This window comes from Vibrio sp. MEBiC08052, from assembly GCF_001506075.1.
In the GTDB taxonomy this organism is placed as follows: Bacteria; Pseudomonadota; Gammaproteobacteria; order Enterobacterales; family Vibrionaceae; genus Vibrio.
This window is the reverse complement of record NZ_KQ947475.1, coordinates 621,787-638,716: the sequence shown is the minus strand read 5'-3', so window position 1 is coordinate 638,716 and position 16,930 is coordinate 621,787. Positions and strand designations below refer to the sequence as shown.

The window sequence follows — 16,930 nt, the reverse complement described above, 5'->3', positions numbered from 1 at the left end:
CACTGAACACCCCTCTACCACACAGAGGCAGAGATATGGCAGAAAAACGTCGATTTTCACGGATTATCTACCGGGCTCCGGCTTTACTGACCCAAGGGTCAGTCCACATTGCAACGACGGTTCAGGATCTATCACTGCATGGGATACTGCTTTCCATCATTGGTGAAACAAGACTCGATCCGCAACAACCGGTTTACATTGAATTCCCGCTCCCTGAAAGTGATATCTCGATTCAAATGACAGCCAATATTGTCAGTTTGGAAAACAGTACATTGCACGCAAGTATTGCTTATATCGATGTCGAAAGTATTTCTCACCTGAAACGGCTGATAGAGCTGAATGTTGGCGATGACGCACTCTTACATCGAGAACTAGAACACCTGACTGATTTAGGTGATGAAGATGAAAGTGACACGTCTGGTCCAATATAAATCGGGTTCAACGCCCAAAGCGGTGATTTATTAGGGCTGACAATGTAAAAAAGAGCGGGTGTCCGCTCTTTTTCGTTCTTTTCGTTGATACTACATTTACCCGCGATGAATCGCATCATTGGCATGTTTGAGTAAACTCTGACTCTCTGACATAAATTTTTGCGAGTAGTCACCAAACCATTGACTGGTTTTAGCAAAGCTCTCGATAAATCGTTCTTTATCTTGTTCATCAATGATCGTCATCGCTTCGGTAAAGCACTGATAAAAACGACGAATCATAGCGGTATTTTCTTCCGAGGAGAAGATGATATCACCATACAGGTTCGGGTCTTGGCCGAATAAGCGCCCGACCATCACGAGTTCCAAACGGTAAATCGGAGAACTAAGCTGAAGTAGCTTTTCCAAATCAGGATTTTCTTTCGATAAATGCAAGCCATACACATAAGAGGTAAAGTGTCTCAGCGCCTGAATTAATGTCATCCCATGGTCATGATCTTCTGCTCGAATCTTGCACAAACTGGCTCCCCAAATCGCTAGCTGTTGAAGCAACCACTGATAACTGTCGGCATCGCGTCCGTCACAATAAACAACCACCTGCTTCGCAAGGCTGGGAACATCCGGACCAAACATCGGGTGTAAGCCGACAACCGGCCCTGAATGAACCTCTAGCATGGCTTGTAATGGCTTAGACTTTATCGAGGTCAGATCGCACAAAATACAATCTTCAGGCAGATGTTTAAGCTTCGATATAACATCCAGTGTCAGATGAATCGGCACAGTCACGACAACCATTCCCGCGTCATGCAACAACTCATCGGCATGATCCCAGTCCTGACTACCAAGTATTTTTACCGTATAACCGGACAAACGGAACATCCGTGCAAACAAGCTGCCTAACTGCCCCTTCCCACCGACAATCACAATAGGACGTAGTTCCGGGTTCAAACACTTAAAGCCGGCATCTTTCTCACTGGCATAAGATTCACGCATGGTCCGGCGCAGAATATCTTCAATCAGTTGAGCAGGAACGCCCTGTTTTTCAGCTTCTTCACGACGTGCCGCCAACATAGCTGCTTCACGTTCCGGGGCATAAATCGGTAAACCGTGCTGACTTTTCACTTCACCAACTTTTTCAACCAACGCCAGACGACGAGCAAGCAATTGAATCATCTGCTGATCGACTCCATCTATCTGATCTCGTAACGTGTTGAGCTCAACTGACATGAACAACCTCTTTAATCTTGCAAACGTTTCTCTAAGAATGGAACCAGATCCTGATGCGCACGACGCAACAAGGTTTCAGTCGCTTCCCAACTAATACATGCATCGGTAATCGAAACACCGTACTGCATTTCCTCACGAGGCAGATCAGCGGACTGGTTTCCTTCATGAATATGACTTTCGATCATCAATCCGATAATCGAGCGATTGCCCTCACGAATTTGATGGATCACATCTTCAGCAACCAGTGGCTGACGTCTGAAGTCTTTACGAGAGTTCGCATGACTACAGTCAACCATCAGTGCCGGGTCAAGTTTCGCATTGTGCATTTCTGCTTCACATTCAGCAACAGAAACTGAATCATAATTGGTTTGTTTACCGCCACGCAGAATCACATGTCCATTTGAGTTCCCTTGTGTGGTTAGCAACGCGACCTGACCTTCAGCGTTAATCCCCATGAAACGGTGACTCGATGACGCCGCCTGCATGGCATTAATTGCCGTAGATAAACTGCCATCTGTACCATTTTTAAACCCAATCGGCATCGAAAGACCACTGGCCATTTCCCGGTGAGTCTGCGATTCAGTCGTTCTGGCACCGATAGCAGCCCAGCTAAATGTATCGGAAAGATATTGAGGGCTGATCGGATCAAGCGCTTCTGTCGCAAGCGGGATTTCCATTTCTGCCAGTTCAACCAATAATTGTCGGCCGACATGCAACCCATGCTCAATATCAAATGTACCATCCAGATGCGGGTCATTGATCAATCCTTTCCAACCGACGGTTGTCCGCGGCTTTTCAAAATATACCCGCATCACTAAATACAGCTGATCACTCACAGCTTCAGCTAACGCTTTAAAACGTTTAGCATACTCTTTAGCCGCATCTAAATCATGAATCGAACAAGGACCACAGACAACCAGTAAACGGTGATCCCGTTTATGAATAATGTCAGCAATCGTCTGACGAGACTGATGAATGAATTGCTGTGCACTTTCACTCAGAGGCAGCTTGGCTTTCAGTGCTTCCGGCGTAATCAAAACCTGTTGGTCAATTATATTAATATCATTGAGTTCATTCATTGTTACCACCCGTACAAAAAAATTTACATTCAACTCTCTATTAACGAGAATTAAATCACACATAAGGCTTAAATTACCAGCAAAAACAGTCATTGTGAATGTAAAATAACAGAAACGTTTATTGTAAAATTTATTTTACACGACTATTTCAACATCATTCCGTCACAATTCACTGGTAGGTTAGTATTTTATTGCTGAGCCTTCCCCTAGAATAAGCAAACAGTTTACAAGATATTTTGTATGGCCATGGATGTGATTCTTTCCCTGCTGCAACAAATGTGCGTTTACCTTGTCCTTGCTTATATGCTCAGTAAAACGCCTCTGTTCCTGCCACTCCTGAACATTTCTTCCCGTTTAGAGCACAGATTGTCAATTTATGTGCTTTTCTCGCTGTTTTGTATTCTGGGCACTTATTTTGGCTTACAGATCGATGATGCTATCGCAAATACCCGAGCGATTGGTGCCGTTATGGGTGGACTATTCGGAGGGCCGATTGTCGGTTTTGCGGTTGGTCTAACCGGTGGGCTTCATCGTTACACGCTCGGTGGGTTTACCGATTTAGCCTGTGCGATTTCAACCACCACCGAAGGCCTCATCGGAGGATTACTGCATACTTATCTGATGAGGAGATACCAACGGGAACGTCTATTTCAACCGGGAGTGGTGTTCGGGATCACGCTGTTCGCTGAAGTGATTCAGATGTTGATTATCTTATCGGTTGCCAAACCGTATGACCAAGCATTTTCACTGGTCAGTACCATCGCCGCCCCGATGATTATTGCCAACTCCGTCGGAGCGGCGTTGTTTATGAGCATTCTCAAAGATAAAAAATCGATTTATGAGGAATACTCTGCAACCTTTTCCCGCAAAGCGTTACGCATCGCAGAACGCTCCGTCGGGTTACTATCCGATGAATTTACGGCAAAAACCGCAGGACCGGTTGCCCGTATCGTCTATGAGGAAACCAATGTCGGTGCCGTATCCATTACCGATCGGGAAAAAATCCTCGCTTTCATTGGTGTCGGTGATGATCATCATCATCCCAATACCCCTATCTCATCGCCCAAAACACTGGAGTCGATTGAAAAAAATGAAATTATCTATCTCGACGGATACGAGCGCCCTTATCAATGTTCTCTGTCACCGGACTGTAAATTAGGCTCCGCGCTGATCATTCCGCTACGTGTCGATGATCGCGTCATCGGGACTATCAAACTTTATGAACAGAAGCGCAAATTATTCTCGTCAATTAACATGTCAATGGCTGGCGGCATTGCGCAGCTATTGTCGAGTCAAATTCTTCACGGTGAATATCAACAGAAGAAAACATTATTGTCTCAGGCAGAGATCAAACTCCTTCATGCGCAAGTGAATCCGCATTTTCTCTTTAATGCTTTAAATACCATCAGTGCAATCATTCGCACTGATCCCCGCCAGGCTCGTGAACTGATCCAGCATCTGGCTCATTTTTTTCGCAGTAATTTAAAACAGAATATCGAAACAATTACCCTTGCAGAGGAACTTGCCCATGTGAATGCCTACTTGATGATTGAACGAGCCCGCTTTTGTGATCGCCTCGATATTGAAATTCAGATCGATCCCTCTCTGATGGAGCGACGCTTGCCTACATTTACTCTCCAGCCTTTAGTAGAAAATGCTATCAAGCACGGCACCTCCAATTTACTCGGCCAGGGTAAAATTCGTATTTATAACCAGCCAACAGCGCATGGACACCTGATTGTTGTTGAAGATAATGCCGGGCTTTACCGTTCTTCACCCAATCAAACGCACGGGCTTGGCATGCAAATCGTCGAAAAACGTCTGATCAATTACTTTGGTCATTCATCGCAACTGCAAACCGACATCCAACCGGATGTCTCAACCAAAATGCAGTTTTTACTCCCAAACCTAACCTGACATATCTTTGAGAGAATATCTGAATGCAAGTACTGATTATTGATGATGAAATACATGCCAGAGAAGAACTGATCCAACTGCTTGGAGAAGATGAGACGTTGAAGATCGTCGGTCAGGCAGGCAATGCTATTGACGGCTTGAAACAAATTAATCAGCTCAAACCGGATGTCGTTTTTCTTGATATCCAAATGCCGCAGCTCACTGGTATCGATCTACTGGCGATGTTAGATCAAGAAACCATGCCGAGAATTGTTTTTGTCACAGCCTATGATCAATACGCAATTCAAGCCTTCGAAGATAACGCGTTTGATTATCTGCTCAAACCTATTGATGACAAGCGGTTACACAAAACCCTGCAACGGTTAAAGCGAGACATACAACGCCAGGATATGACCCCCATTATCCCCAAGTCACTGGAACAGATCCCTTGCACCGGACTCAACCGAATTGTGATTATCCCAATACAGGCCGTTGAATTTGTCAGTAGTGATCTGGCAGGCGTTCATGTCCAAACCAGTGACAAAAAAGCCACCAGCCAACTCACATTGAAACATCTGGAAGAAAAAACCCCGCTGCTGCGCTGTCACCGTCAGTATTTGATTCATCCGAAAAACATTCAGGAGATCAAACTACTCGAGCATGGTCTGGCTGAGGTACTAACCATTTCGGGATATACCGTGCCGGTCAGTCGGCGCTATCTGAAAAACTTAAAAGAAACGCTCGGAATCAGTTAGACAACATACGGGTTACTCCTCCGTCAGTGGTCTGAGCGCTGCCACAGCCTGTTTCCACTGAGGGGTTGCTTTCAGTTCTGCCGGATTAAACGAGCGCTGCTTTTGCAGAGATTCAGCACCGGATACAGCCATGATCGGTAAATGATCCAACACGCGGACTGATGCATCCCGATCATTACACAGCAATAACATATCGCATCCTGCCGCCAACGCCTGATGGGAACGGGCAACCGCATCGCCCATGATCGAGGCGCCTTCCATCGCCAAATCATCCGAAAAAATAATGCCATTAAAACCGAGTTTGTGCCGTAGAATCTGCTTCAGCCAGAATGCCGAACCACTCGCTGGCTGTTGATCATAATGAGAATAAATCACATGTGCCGGCATAATCGCATCCAGTAAATTAGCCTGAATATGCTGCCGAAACACCTGCATATCCGTGTCGAAAATATCCTCACGATGATCGTACGGTGTTTCTTTATGTGAATCTTCTACCACACCTCCGTGTCCCGGAAAGTGTTTTCCCGTTGTTGCCATCCCGGCAGATTTCATCCCCTGAATATAGGCCCGACTCATTGAGATGACCGTCTCATCATCGTCACCAAAAGCCCGGTTACCAATCGCCCGACAGGAAAATCCCGTATCGAGGACCGGGGCAAAGCTTAAATCAATATCATGCGCGATCAGTTCACTGGCCATCAGCCACCCACCCAGTTGTGCTAAGCGTTCACTCTCAGGGAAACGAGCATAACTTGCGGCAGCAGGCAACCGAGTGAATCCGTCCTGAAACCGTTGAACACGACCACCTTCCTGATCGACACCGAGCAGGATTGGTTGTCTCGCATACTGCCGAATCGACTGAGTTAAAGCCTGTAATTGCCTTGAATCGAAATAGTTTCTGGCGAATAAAATTACACCACCGACAGTCGGATGCGCCAACATCTCTTTTTCTTCCGCACTCAACTCACATCCTTCAACATCTAGCCACAGCGGCCCCATATTTGTCTCCCGAACTCTCATGATTGATTTGAGCCGATTATATACACAACAACGCATGGATGCAGTTCTATTCGCAAGACAGATATCTCGGCTCCGCAAATGGTTAACTCGCTGAGGGGCCGATAAAAAAGAACAATCAGCAAAGATTTGTAAGCACAGTGGTGCTGTGACAAAAATCAATTACAATGCAATGATGTCCACCAGCAGGAAGCGATAATGGCTCAGAAAGAATTGTATATTGGCGTGATGTCCGGTACGAGTCTGGACGGTGTTGATGTTGCTCTGATTGAGATCGATGACCACAATATTCAGTTGCTCTCATCCGCGATGTATCCCATGCCTGAATCAATAAAACAGAACATTATGAATATCTGCACCGGTCAGCCGACGCATCTCCCCGCAATTGGGATACTCGATCACCACCTCGGGCACCTGTTTGCTGATGCGGTCAATGCCCTGCTGGTGCAAAGCGGATACCGGGCGGAGAATATCCGAGCAATCGGGTGTCATGGACAGACGGTCTATCACCATCCGGCAGGGGACACGCCTTTTACTATGCAGCTTGGTGATGCTCATATCATCGCAACGAAAACGGGCATTGATACCGTGGCAGACTTTCGCCGTAAAGACATGGCACTAGGCGGTCAGGGTGCCCCACTCGTGCCTGCTTTTCACCGGGAAGTTTTTCCGCATAATGATGCGACTCTGGTCGTACTTAATATTGGTGGCATTGCCAATATTTCAGTGATCAGACCGGAACAGCCGCTTTTGGGATATGATACCGGCCCGGGAAATATCCTGATGGATGCCTGGTGCCAATACCATACACGGGAACAATTCGATCAGGATGCACAGATGGCCCGCAGCGGGCACATTGATGTGCCGTTGCTGGAACTGATGAAACGAGATAGTTATTTTTCAGCACACGCTCCCAAAAGTACCGGCAGAGAATACTTCAATCTCGATTGGGTTCAGTCGAAAATCAGATTGCTGAACCGTCACATCGCTCCCGAAAATGTGCAAAGAACCCTGTGTCGGCTGACCGCAGAAACCATTGCCGATCAATGCTGTTTATATGCCAGCGGCCTTCAGCCCCGACTGTTTGTTTGTGGTGGTGGTGCCAACAATCCATTATTGATGCAGGAGTTGCAAACCCTGTTGAAAGGCTGGCAGGTCAGTAGCACATCGGAGCAAGGCGTTGACAACGATTATATGGAAGCCATGGCTTTTGCCTGGCTGGCCCATCAGCGCATACATGAACTCCCGAGCAATGTTCCTGAAGTCACCGGCGCAACTAAAGCCGTGTCACTGGGCGTCATTTACACAACCCGATAAAATCAGAAGAGTAAAAGCTTATGACGAATGATGCTTTATTATCCGCACTGTCTCAGTTGGTTTCTGAAGGACGGAATCCGGAAACTATGGATATCGATTTGTTGTCCACAGAAGCCATTCTTGAACGGCTTAACCAACAGGATAAGACCGTGCCTTTTGCGGTAGAAAAAGTCATTCCTCAAATCGCAACAGCGGTCGATGCCATTACCACGGCATTTAAAAATAAAGGGCGGTTGATTTATATCGGTGCCGGTACCAGTGGCCGTCTGGGGGTGCTGGACGCCTCAGAATGCCCCCCCACTTTCGGTGTGTCGGATCAGATGGTGATCGGTTTGATCGCCGGGGGCAAAGAAGCGATGTTTAAAGCACAGGAAGGTAGTGAGGACTCACCGAGCGCGGCAAGCTATGATCTCCAAAATATTAAGCTGGATCGGCAGGATGTCGTGGTCGGTATTGCAGCCAGTGGCCGAACCCCCTATGTGATTGGCGGGCTGGAATATGCCAACCAAATCGGTGCCACGACCGTAGCCGTCTCCTGTAATCCGGACTCCAAAATCGCAGCCATTGCACAGATTGCCATCTCACCGCTGGTGGGGCCGGAAGCATTAACCGGCTCAACCCGGCTGAAATCCGGTACGGCACAAAAACTGATCCTGAATATGCTGACAACCGCGAGCATGATCCGCTTAGGTAAAAGCTATCAGAATCTGATGGTTGATGTGCAGGCGACCAATAAAAAACTGGAAGCCCGGGCCGTTAGAATCGTGATGCAAGCCACTGACTGTGAAAAAACACGAGCCGAACAATTACTGGCACAGAGCCAGAACAATGCCAAAGTCGCAATTCTAATGGCGCTGACCGATATGAGTTATCAAGAAGCACTCGATAAACTCTCACAATCAGAAGGGTTCTTACGCAAGGCAATCCAGCCATCCTCTTAAAGAGCCAGCATTTTTACTCGTTTGGCCTGTTGTCGTTGCAATACCATGTCGCTGAGAGACAGATACTACAACTCATCGCTCAGTGACTGGTATATTGATCCCAACCTCGTTGCCACTCCATACGGAACTGATTTCCCGCAGGCGTTCCGGCACAAACCCCATCATAGTATTGACCGGACAACCCGATTTGATAGGCAAAATCTGGATTACAATATTGGGTAACGCCGTCGTCGTATCCCTCGTCATAATCAGCCAGTTGGACAGCCCCCAGCTTGTGAAGCGCTTGATAAGATCGCTGTTGATGTCCCGCAATCCCATCACGATAACCGATTTGATACCAATCCCCTTGTGTGGCAAGTGATTGCTCCGACGCAGAGCACCCTAACAACAGCAAAGAAATCACCATTCCGGCGAACCAATTAGGAAAATTTATCACGACATCAATACCTTGTTTTAAACTTATGTAACCTCAACCATATACGCTTTCGACACAAAACACCAAACAGCGATGCTTAGTTTCCTCCACAGCGCATCATTATTGAACATAAATATATTCACTAAGCATCTTATCGATAATTAAAATGAAAACCACTTCCTGCAGACAGGAGACCACTTAATTCTTCATAGAACCACTTAGCTGACTTTCTCATGCATAACGCCGCTGGTCAGACTAGTCTATTGATAGAACATCTCTGTCCGCAAACAGAAGGAAAATAATATGTTGTGGTTCTTCGTCTCCTTGATCGCTTTAATCGGTGGTTACTTTATCTACGGTGCAATTGTCGAAAAAATATTTGGTATTAATGAGAAACGCCAGACTCCGGCCTACAGTCAGAGGGATGGGGTTGATTATGTCCCGATATCAACACCGAAAGTCTACCTTGTTCAGTTACTGAACATTGCCGGTGTCGGCCCTATCTTCGGGCCAATTATGGGGGCGCTATACGGCCCGGCGGCACTATTATGGATTGTTGTTGGCTGTATTTTTGCCGGTGCCGTACATGATTATTTCTCCGGGATGCTCTCTGTCAGAAATGGAGGAGCCTCAGTACCGAACATCAGCGGCAAATACCTTGGCAACGGCGCGAAACATTTCATGAATGCCTTTGCGATTATTCTGTTACTGCTCGTTGGGGTTGTATTTGTTTCTGCACCTGCCGGTATGATTACCAACTTGGTGAATGAACAGCTTTCACTACATATGGGAACCGGTCTGATGGTCATCGTCATTTTTGCTTACTACATTTTGGCCACGATCGTTCCAGTCGATAAAATTATCGGGCGTCTATATCCGTTATTCGGAGCACTGCTCATTTTCATGTCTGTCGGTCTGATCACCGCACTCATGCTCTCCGACAAACATACCATCATGGGTGGCTTTGCTATTCAGGATCTGTTCAGTAACCTCAATCCAAACGACATGCCGTTGTGGCCGGCACTCTTTATCACTATTGCTTGTGGCGCAATCTCAGGATTTCATGCCACGCAGTCCCCTTTGATGGCGCGCTGTATGGAAAATGAAAGAAATGGTCGTTTCGTATTCTTTGGTGCCATGATTGGCGAAGGGGTGATTGCTTTAATCTGGTGTACGATTGCCTTATCTTACTTCGGTTCACTGGACGGTCTTTCCGGAGCCATCGCTCAAGGTGGTCCGGGTCATGTGGTCTACAGCGCTTCATTCGGGCTACTGGGCGTATTCGGTGGCATTCTGGCTTTCCTTGGTGTCGTCATTCTGCCAATCACTTCCGGTGATACAGCTTTCCGCTCCAGTCGTCTAATCTTAGCGGAGTATTTTAATATTGAGCAGAAAACCCTGCGTAGTCGCTTATTGATGGCGATGCCACTCTTTGTTGTCGGTGGTATTCTGACTCAGGTTGATTTCGGGATTATCTGGCGTTACTTTGGTTTTGCCAACCAGACCACCGCAGTCGTAATGCTTTGGACTGCTTCCGCATACCTTCTGCGCCACCAGAAATTCCACTGGATCACTACCGTTCCTGCACTGTTCATGACGACGGTTTGTGTCAGCTTTATTCTCAACAGCAGTACGCTTGGATTTGGACTACCGATGCAAATATCAACTATTCTTGGCTTCCTCGTTTCTATCGCGATGCTTGCCTATGTACTCAAAGTGACAAAAGGCCATGATAATGCAGCACTTTCAAATGCGAAAAAAGTATCGGATGAGCAGACCAAAACCGCTTAACCTCACACTGTTGATGAACAGTGCTTGATGTAAAAAGGGCTCCCTTCGGGAGCCCTGATACGATCATCGGAAAAAGAATAACCGTCAGTCTACCATCTTCATTTGCAACTCTTTCGGCACTTCAAAAAACATATTTTCTTCTCGTCCCAGCACTTCTTCCACTGACACTGCGCCTAATTCTTTAATCCGCTCAAGAATCTGATTGACCAGTGCTTCCGGTGCCGAAGCCCCGGCCGTCACCCCGACAAGGTGGACATCGGATAACCACTGTGGATTGATATCTTCCGGTCTGTCCGTGAGAAATGCTGCAGTGCCGAGTTTTTCAGCTAACTCTTTCAATCGCGTTGAATTCGATGAATTCTTAGAGCCGACCACAATCATCACATCCACTTGCTGCGCCAGGATCCGCACCGCATCCTGCCGATTCTGCGTGGCATAACAGATATCATCTTTGCGAGGCCCTTGAATTTCAGGAAACTCTCGGCGCAACTCATCAATTACGTCCGCAGTTTCATCCACAGAAAGCGTTGTCTGGCTGACATAATGAAGATTCTCAGGATGTTTGACGATTGCTTTCAGCTTGACAACATCTTCTGGTTTTTCAACCAAATACATACCGCCCGTCTGACTGGCATACTGCCCCATTGTTCCTTCAACTTCAGGATGTCCGGCGTGGCCAATTAAAACGACTTCCATATGTTTTCTACTGGCTCTGGCAACTTCCATATGAACTTTCGTCACCAGTGGGCAAGTCGCATCAAAAACGGTCAATGCTCTGGATTTTGCTTCATTTCTGACGGCCTGTGAGACACCATGCGCAGAAAATATCACAATGTTGTTGTCAGGCACTTCACTCAACGCTTCAACGAAAATAGCGCCACGCTGCTTCAAATCTTCAACAACAAACCGATTATGAACAACTTCATGACGAACATAGATCGGTGGCTGATACATCTCCAAAGCGCGTTCGACGATACTGATAGCCCGATCAACACCGGCACAAAAACCCCGAGGATTTGCTAGTAATATTTTCATGTCATTGCCCATGGTTTTTACTCAACTCACAACGTGTGTCATTATTCACCCGATTCAACGGCTAAAATTTCAACATCAAAAGTCACATCCTGACCTGCCAACGGGTGATTAAAATCAACCGTCACCGATTCTCCTTCAATGGCGGTCACAATACCGGGGATTTCCCTTCCATCAGGGCCACTAAATGCCATGATCACACCGACTTCAAGTTCTGTTTCTCCGGCAAACTTCGTCCGGTCCATATGGTGGATATTATCAGGGTTAGGTAAACCGAATGCATCTGCAGCTTTCAGTTCGATCGTCCGTTGATCGCCGGCCTGCAACCCTAGCAGACATTGCTCAAAGTTATCGCTTAAGCTGCCATCCCCGATCACTAACTTCGCGGGTTTACCCATTTGATGGGTGCTATCCGCGATGGAGCCATCTTTGAGTTTGATGGTAAAATGAAAAGTGACAGCCGTCCCTTTCTGTATCAATTGTTGTTCGCTTGTATTTGCCATGTGACTTACTTTCCCCAGCCTTGATGCAAAAAGCGCTATCCGATTGAGCAGACAGCGCTTAGGGTGATTCATTCAATGAATCCGGATAAACTATTTCGGCTCATCTTTACGACGGAAACCATCAAGAATCAGCATGACTGCACCGACGCAGATAGCACTGTCAGCCAGATTGAAGGCCGGCCAATGGTGTCCTCCCCAGTAGAAATCGAGGTAATCGACCACAAATCCATGCACAATGCGATCAAAAACATTGCCCACCGCACCACCAATAATCAGCGCATAAGCACTGTTTGTCCATCGTTCTGAGGCTGGCTGTCGGCGCATCCAGTACATCAGTAACAGAACAACGATCAGTGCAATACCGGTAAATAGCCAACGTTGCCATCCTGTCTGCTCACTGAGAAAACTGAACGCAGCGCCATAATTATGAACATACAACAGATTAAAAAACGGCAGCACTTCAATACGATGTTGCCATCCATAATCCATATGATTCATGACGACCAGTTTGATGAGAATATCAAGTGCGAAAGTCAGAACCGCCAGCCATAACCAGCGGATTCCCGAACGCTTCAGTGTCAGTTCTGTCATATTGATTCCGTCAGTCTACTGATTATGCAAATTTGCGGATTTCGCCGGCACCTTCGACGTTAGATACACAACGACCGCAAATATGTTTATGTCCGGCAATCGTACCGACATCATCGGTGTGGTGCCAGCAACGTTCACACTTCTCAGCATCAGTTGCTGCAACTCTAACAAACAGGCCATCAATCTCGGTACTCTGCGCTTGTTCCGTCTTCTGCGAAGTCGGTTGAACAACCGCTTTCGAGGTCAACAGCACAAAACGAAGTTCATCTTCAAGCCGATTCAGTTTATCTGCCAGTTCACCATCGACATACAGAGCCACCTCGGCTTGTAGCGAACCACCAATGATCTTTTCACTACGAGCCGTTTCCAGCAGCTTATTCACTACACCGCGCACTTCCTGAATACTGTCCCAGAATGCATTGTCTAAAGGCTCGCCATCTTGTAAATCGAAAAGACCTTCATACCAATCTTCAGCAAAGACAAACGGATTACGCGTTGTACCGTTTGCTTGCAGTGCTGGCATTTCTCGCCAAATCTCATCAGCGGTAAATGACATAATCGGTGCCATCCAGCGAACCAAAGCTTCAACGATGTAGAACAGCGCCGTTTGACAGCTTCTTTGGGCATGTCCGCCACATTTCGCGGTGTACTGACGATCCTTGATGACATCAAGATAAAAAGAGCCCATTTCAACCGAGCAGAAATGCATCAAACGCTGCACAACTGCGTGAGTGTTATAAGCATCATAAGCTTTGATGATTTCTTTTTGGGTCGCGAGCGCACGAGCGACAGCCCAACGATCCAATGCAACCATTTCTTCCATCGGTACAATATCTGAGGCCGGATTAAAACCGTTCAGGTTAGCCAAGAAGAAACGGGATGTATTACGGATCCGACGATATGCATCTGCAGAACGCTTCAGAATCTCATCAGAAACAGCAACTTCACCGGTGTAGTCGGTGGAAGCAACCCACAACCGTAAGATATCTGCACCTAATTTATTGATAACATCTTTCGGGGCGATGGTATTGCCGATCGACTTAGACATCTTACGACCTTGTCCATCAACCGTGAAACCATGTGTCAGTACTTCTCGGTATGGTGCTTTATCTTTCATCGCAATCGATGAAATCAGAGAAGACTGGAACCAGCCGCGGTGTTGGTCAGAGCCTTCCAAGTACATATCCGCTTCAGCACCGTGGAATTCTTCACGGGAATCGACCACTGAATAATGGGTCACACCGGAATCAAACCAAACATCCAGCGTATCCAATACTTTTTCATACTGCTCGGCTTCATCACCCAGCAGTTCGGCAACATCCAAATCCCACCAAGCCTGAATTCCTTTTTGCTCTACCCGTTGGGCAACCTGCTCAATCAGCGCAGCAGAATTCGGATGTAATTCAGACGTCTCTTTATGCACAAACAGCGCAATCGGAACACCCCAAGTTCTCTGACGGGAAATACACCATTCAGGACGACCTTCAACCATACTTTGAATACGGCCTTCGCCCCAATCAGGCATCCATTTGATACCTTTGATCGCTTCCAGCGCTTTGTGACGCAACCCAGCCTGATCCATCGACACAAACCACTGTGGCGTGGCACGGAAAATAATCGGTGTTTTATGTCTCCAACAATGCGGATAGCTATGTTCATAGGCATGATGATGTAATAAAGCACCCTTCTCTTTCAGCACTTCAATTACTGAGTCATTGGCTTTGAAGACATGCTGACCGGCAAACAATTCCGTATCCGGCAGATAGACCCCGTTAGAACCGACTGGGTTAGCGACTTCCAATTGATATTTCTGACCAACCACAAAGTCTTCCTGACCGTGCCCAGGCGCAGTATGGACAACCCCGGTTCCTGAATCAGTTGTAACATGATCCCCCAGCACAGCCGGGATAGTGAAATCATAGAAAGGATGATGATAACGGGTTAACTCTAAATCGGCACCGCTGGCAAATCCCAGATTATGGAAATGCTCAATACTGGCGCGATCCATTACATCTTTTGCCAGCTCGGAAGCAACAATAATCCGCTCAGCCTGACGCCCTGTCACTTCATCCGCTTCAATCTGAATTAACACATATTCCAGATCATCGCGTAAACAAACAGCACGGTTTGCCGGTAAGGTCCATGGGGTCGTCGTCCAGATCACGATAGAGACGTCACCATGACCTTCATGACCTTGACTTAACGTGAATTTAGACAATAGCGCTGGTACATCAACTGCTTTGAAGCGCACATCAATCGACGGCGATTTTTTATCTTTATATTCAACTTCCGCTTCAGCAAGCGCACTACCACAATCGGTACACCAGTGAACCGGCTTAAAACCTTTAAGGAGATGACCGTTATCGGCGATTTTACCTAATGCTCGGATAATATTCGCCTCGGTCCCAAAATCCATCGTGAGATACGGTTTATCCCATTCACCAAGAATACCCAGACGTTTAAAACTCTCTTTTTGCCCTTCGACTTGACCGGCAGCATACTCACGACATTTTTCACGAAATTCAGCAGCCGTTAATTTCTGTCCCGGTTTGCCAAATTTCTTTTCAACCATCAACTCAATCGGTAATCCGTGACAATCCCACCCCGGAATGTAAGGGGAGTCAAAACCTGAAAGTGTTTTGGATTTGATAATAATGTCTTTAAGAATCTTATTCAGGGCGTGACCAATATGAATATCACCGTTGGCGTAAGGAGGGCCATCATGTAATACGAAAGATTTTTTGCCTTTTTTAGCTTTACGGATAGCCCCGTAAAGATCCTCTTGATACCAACGTTTCAGCATATCCGGCTCGCGTTGCGCCAGATTACCACGCATTGGAAACCCTGTTTCAGGTAAATTCAGGGTATTTTTATATTCACTCATCGATTCTTAATTCCGTTATACTGGGCGAAGTTAGACATTATGTCAGCCAAACTCTCAACTAACCCTCATACTGAAGCTGAAGCAACCACACTCTTGCCGCTTCAGCATCCAATTCTATTTGTTGTTTCAATGCTTCAAAGGAATCAAACTTACGCTCCCCCCGAAGTTTATGTAAAAGTGCAACTTCCAACTGTTTACCATAAATATTGCCCTGAAAGTCAAATAAATGGACTTCCAGTTGCTGACGGACACCATTGACCGTCGGCCGATGGCCGATATTTGCGACACCGTCAATTGGTGTTTCAGTCAAACCAGAGACCTGTACGGCATACACCCCGGAAACCGGAGAAACACACCGTTTCAACGGGATATTGGCAGTAGGGAAACCAATGGTCCGCCCTAACTTTCTGCCATGAGACACCCGGCCACTGATACTGTAATGACGTCCCAGCATCTCTTTGGCAGCAACAAGATCATCTCTCGCCAGTGCTTCACGAATTGCAGTGCTGCTGACTCGCAGACGATCGACACAAAAACTTTGTGTGCTGACCACATCAAAACCGAATTTCTCACCGGCTTGTTGCAACATTGCAAAATTACCGCGCCGTTGCCGACCAAAACAAAAATCATCGCCAATGACAAGAAACTTAACACCCAAGTGCTTGACCAACAAGTCATGAATAAAGGTTTCTGCATCTAATTGGGCAAATTGATGATCAAAATTAACACAAAGCAGGCGATCAATGTCGAGTCGACTCAACTGAACAAATTTATCGCGCAGACGTGTCAATCGAGCCGGAGCACGATGTTGATTAAATAACTCCATCGGCTGTGGTTCAAAAGTCATCACCATTGATGGAACACCCATCACTCGGGATTGTTCCGACACTAACCGCAGCACCTGTTGATGCCCGAGATGGACACCATCAAAATTCCCAATTGTCAGCGCACAACCATGGTGCTGAGTACGTATGTTATGAATACCTCGGATTAATTCCATATCGGACGTTTAAAACCTATGATTCAATTCTCTGGTGATGAAACCGACGGATTA

The 16,930-nt window shown here is 46.7% G+C and carries 15 protein-coding genes; 6 read left to right on the top strand and 9 right to left on the bottom strand.

The window, feature by feature from the left end; genetic code table 11:
- The first annotated feature begins 35 nt into the window (after positions 1-35).
- Positions 36-431, top strand: a complete 396-nt coding sequence (locus VRK_RS02965) for a PilZ domain-containing protein (protein WP_059120029.1) — start codon at positions 36-38, stop codon at positions 429-431.
- Positions 432-527: 96 nt separating this feature from the next.
- Here VRK_RS02965 and tyrA read toward each other — a convergent pair whose 3' ends face one another.
- Complete coding sequence (tyrA, locus tag VRK_RS02960) at positions 528-1,655, bottom strand: bifunctional chorismate mutase/prephenate dehydrogenase (RefSeq protein WP_059120028.1); 1,128 nt, start codon at positions 1,653-1,655, stop codon at positions 528-530.
- Between the two features lie 11 nt (positions 1,656-1,666).
- Positions 1,667-2,734, bottom strand: a complete 1,068-nt coding sequence (locus VRK_RS02955; protein WP_059120027.1) for a 3-deoxy-7-phosphoheptulonate synthase — start codon at positions 2,732-2,734, stop codon at positions 1,667-1,669.
- Positions 2,735-2,980: 246 nt separating this feature from the next.
- Between VRK_RS02955 and VRK_RS02950 the strand changes: the two genes are divergently transcribed.
- Both VRK_RS02950 and btsR read left to right on the top strand, forming a co-directional pair.
- Positions 2,981-4,651 (top strand): sensor histidine kinase, encoded by a 1,671-nt coding sequence (locus VRK_RS02950; RefSeq protein WP_059122612.1) that lies wholly within the window; start codon positions 2,981-2,983, stop codon positions 4,649-4,651.
- 23 nt (positions 4,652-4,674) lie between these two features.
- Positions 4,675-5,385, top strand: coding sequence for a two-component system response regulator BtsR (gene btsR / locus VRK_RS02945; RefSeq protein ID WP_059120026.1), 711 nt, complete (start codon positions 4,675-4,677; stop codon positions 5,383-5,385).
- Between the two features lie 12 nt (positions 5,386-5,397).
- On the opposite strand, the gene nagZ is transcribed toward btsR, so the two are convergent.
- Positions 5,398-6,384, bottom strand: a complete 987-nt coding sequence (gene nagZ, locus VRK_RS02940; RefSeq protein WP_059120025.1) for a beta-N-acetylhexosaminidase — start codon at positions 6,382-6,384, stop codon at positions 5,398-5,400.
- 216 nt (positions 6,385-6,600) lie between these two features.
- On the opposite strand from nagZ, the gene VRK_RS02935 reads away from it, so the two are divergent.
- Both VRK_RS02935 and murQ read left to right on the top strand, forming a co-directional pair.
- Entirely contained in the window at positions 6,601-7,719 is a 1,119-nt protein-coding gene (locus tag VRK_RS02935) for an anhydro-N-acetylmuramic acid kinase (protein WP_059120024.1), read from the top strand.
- A 20-nt stretch (positions 7,720-7,739) separates the two neighbouring features.
- Positions 7,740-8,660 (top strand): N-acetylmuramic acid 6-phosphate etherase, encoded by a 921-nt coding sequence (gene murQ, locus VRK_RS02930; RefSeq protein ID WP_059120023.1) that lies wholly within the window; start codon positions 7,740-7,742, stop codon positions 8,658-8,660.
- A 79-nt stretch (positions 8,661-8,739) separates the two neighbouring features.
- On the opposite strand, the gene VRK_RS02925 is transcribed toward murQ, so the two are convergent.
- Positions 8,740-9,066, bottom strand: coding sequence for a DUF2799 domain-containing protein (locus VRK_RS02925; protein ID WP_059120022.1), 327 nt, complete (start codon positions 9,064-9,066; stop codon positions 8,740-8,742).
- Between the two features lie 312 nt (positions 9,067-9,378).
- On the opposite strand from VRK_RS02925, the gene VRK_RS02920 reads away from it, so the two are divergent.
- Positions 9,379-10,866, top strand: coding sequence for a carbon starvation CstA family protein (locus tag VRK_RS02920; RefSeq protein WP_059120021.1), 1,488 nt, complete (start codon positions 9,379-9,381; stop codon positions 10,864-10,866).
- Between the two features lie 84 nt (positions 10,867-10,950).
- Here VRK_RS02920 and ispH read toward each other — a convergent pair whose 3' ends face one another.
- From ispH to ribF, 5 genes are all read right to left on the bottom strand, one after another.
- Complete coding sequence (ispH, locus tag VRK_RS02915) at positions 10,951-11,913, bottom strand: 4-hydroxy-3-methylbut-2-enyl diphosphate reductase (RefSeq protein WP_059120020.1); 963 nt, start codon at positions 11,911-11,913, stop codon at positions 10,951-10,953.
- A gap of 29 nt (positions 11,914-11,942) precedes the next feature.
- Positions 11,943-12,401, bottom strand: coding sequence for an FKBP-type peptidyl-prolyl cis-trans isomerase (gene fkpB, locus VRK_RS02910; RefSeq protein ID WP_059120019.1), 459 nt, complete (start codon positions 12,399-12,401; stop codon positions 11,943-11,945).
- A gap of 90 nt (positions 12,402-12,491) precedes the next feature.
- Positions 12,492-12,992: a signal peptidase II gene (gene lspA, locus VRK_RS02905; protein ID WP_059120018.1), complete on the bottom strand. Its 501-nt coding sequence runs from the start codon at positions 12,990-12,992 to the stop codon at positions 12,492-12,494.
- A gap of 22 nt (positions 12,993-13,014) precedes the next feature.
- Positions 13,015-15,876, bottom strand: coding sequence for an isoleucine--tRNA ligase (ileS, locus tag VRK_RS02900; RefSeq protein WP_059120017.1), 2,862 nt, complete (start codon positions 15,874-15,876; stop codon positions 13,015-13,017).
- A 58-nt stretch (positions 15,877-15,934) separates the two neighbouring features.
- Complete coding sequence (ribF, locus tag VRK_RS02895; protein WP_059120016.1) at positions 15,935-16,876, bottom strand: bifunctional riboflavin kinase/FAD synthetase; 942 nt, start codon at positions 16,874-16,876, stop codon at positions 15,935-15,937.
- Positions 16,877-16,930 lie beyond the last annotated feature (54 nt).

Excerpts from the sequence above, each read along its gene's own strand:
- btsR (WP_059120026.1), top strand. The coding sequence starts at position 4,675 with ATGCAAGTACTGATTATTGATGATGAAATACATGCCAGAGAAGAACTG.
- VRK_RS02925 (WP_059120022.1), bottom strand. The coding sequence starts at position 9,066 with ATGGTGATTTCTTTGCTGTTGTTAGGGTGCTCTGCGTCGGAGCAATCA.
- lspA (WP_059120018.1), bottom strand. The coding sequence starts at position 12,992 with ATGACAGAACTGACACTGAAGCGTTCGGGAATCCGCTGGTTATGGCTG.
- VRK_RS02920 (WP_059120021.1), top strand. The coding sequence starts at position 9,379 with ATGTTGTGGTTCTTCGTCTCCTTGATCGCTTTAATCGGTGGTTACTTT.
- fkpB (WP_059120019.1), bottom strand. The coding sequence starts at position 12,401 with ATGGCAAATACAAGCGAACAACAATTGATACAGAAAGGGACGGCTGTC.
- ispH (WP_059120020.1), bottom strand. The coding sequence starts at position 11,913 with ATGGGCAATGACATGAAAATATTACTAGCAAATCCTCGGGGTTTTTGT.
- VRK_RS02950 (WP_059122612.1), top strand. The coding sequence starts at position 2,981 with ATGGATGTGATTCTTTCCCTGCTGCAACAAATGTGCGTTTACCTTGTC.
- VRK_RS02955 (WP_059120027.1), bottom strand. The coding sequence starts at position 2,734 with ATGAATGAACTCAATGATATTAATATAATTGACCAACAGGTTTTGATT.
- nagZ (WP_059120025.1), bottom strand. The coding sequence starts at position 6,384 with ATGGGGCCGCTGTGGCTAGATGTTGAAGGATGTGAGTTGAGTGCGGAA.
- ribF (WP_059120016.1), bottom strand. The coding sequence starts at position 16,876 with ATGGAATTAATCCGAGGTATTCATAACATACGTACTCAGCACCATGGT.
- ileS (WP_059120017.1), bottom strand. The coding sequence starts at position 15,876 with ATGAGTGAATATAAAAATACCCTGAATTTACCTGAAACAGGGTTTCCA.
- tyrA (WP_059120028.1), bottom strand. The coding sequence starts at position 1,655 with ATGTCAGTTGAGCTCAACACGTTACGAGATCAGATAGATGGAGTCGAT.
- murQ (WP_059120023.1), top strand. The coding sequence starts at position 7,740 with ATGACGAATGATGCTTTATTATCCGCACTGTCTCAGTTGGTTTCTGAA.
- VRK_RS02965 (WP_059120029.1), top strand. The coding sequence starts at position 36 with ATGGCAGAAAAACGTCGATTTTCACGGATTATCTACCGGGCTCCGGCT.
- VRK_RS02935 (WP_059120024.1), top strand. The coding sequence starts at position 6,601 with ATGGCTCAGAAAGAATTGTATATTGGCGTGATGTCCGGTACGAGTCTG.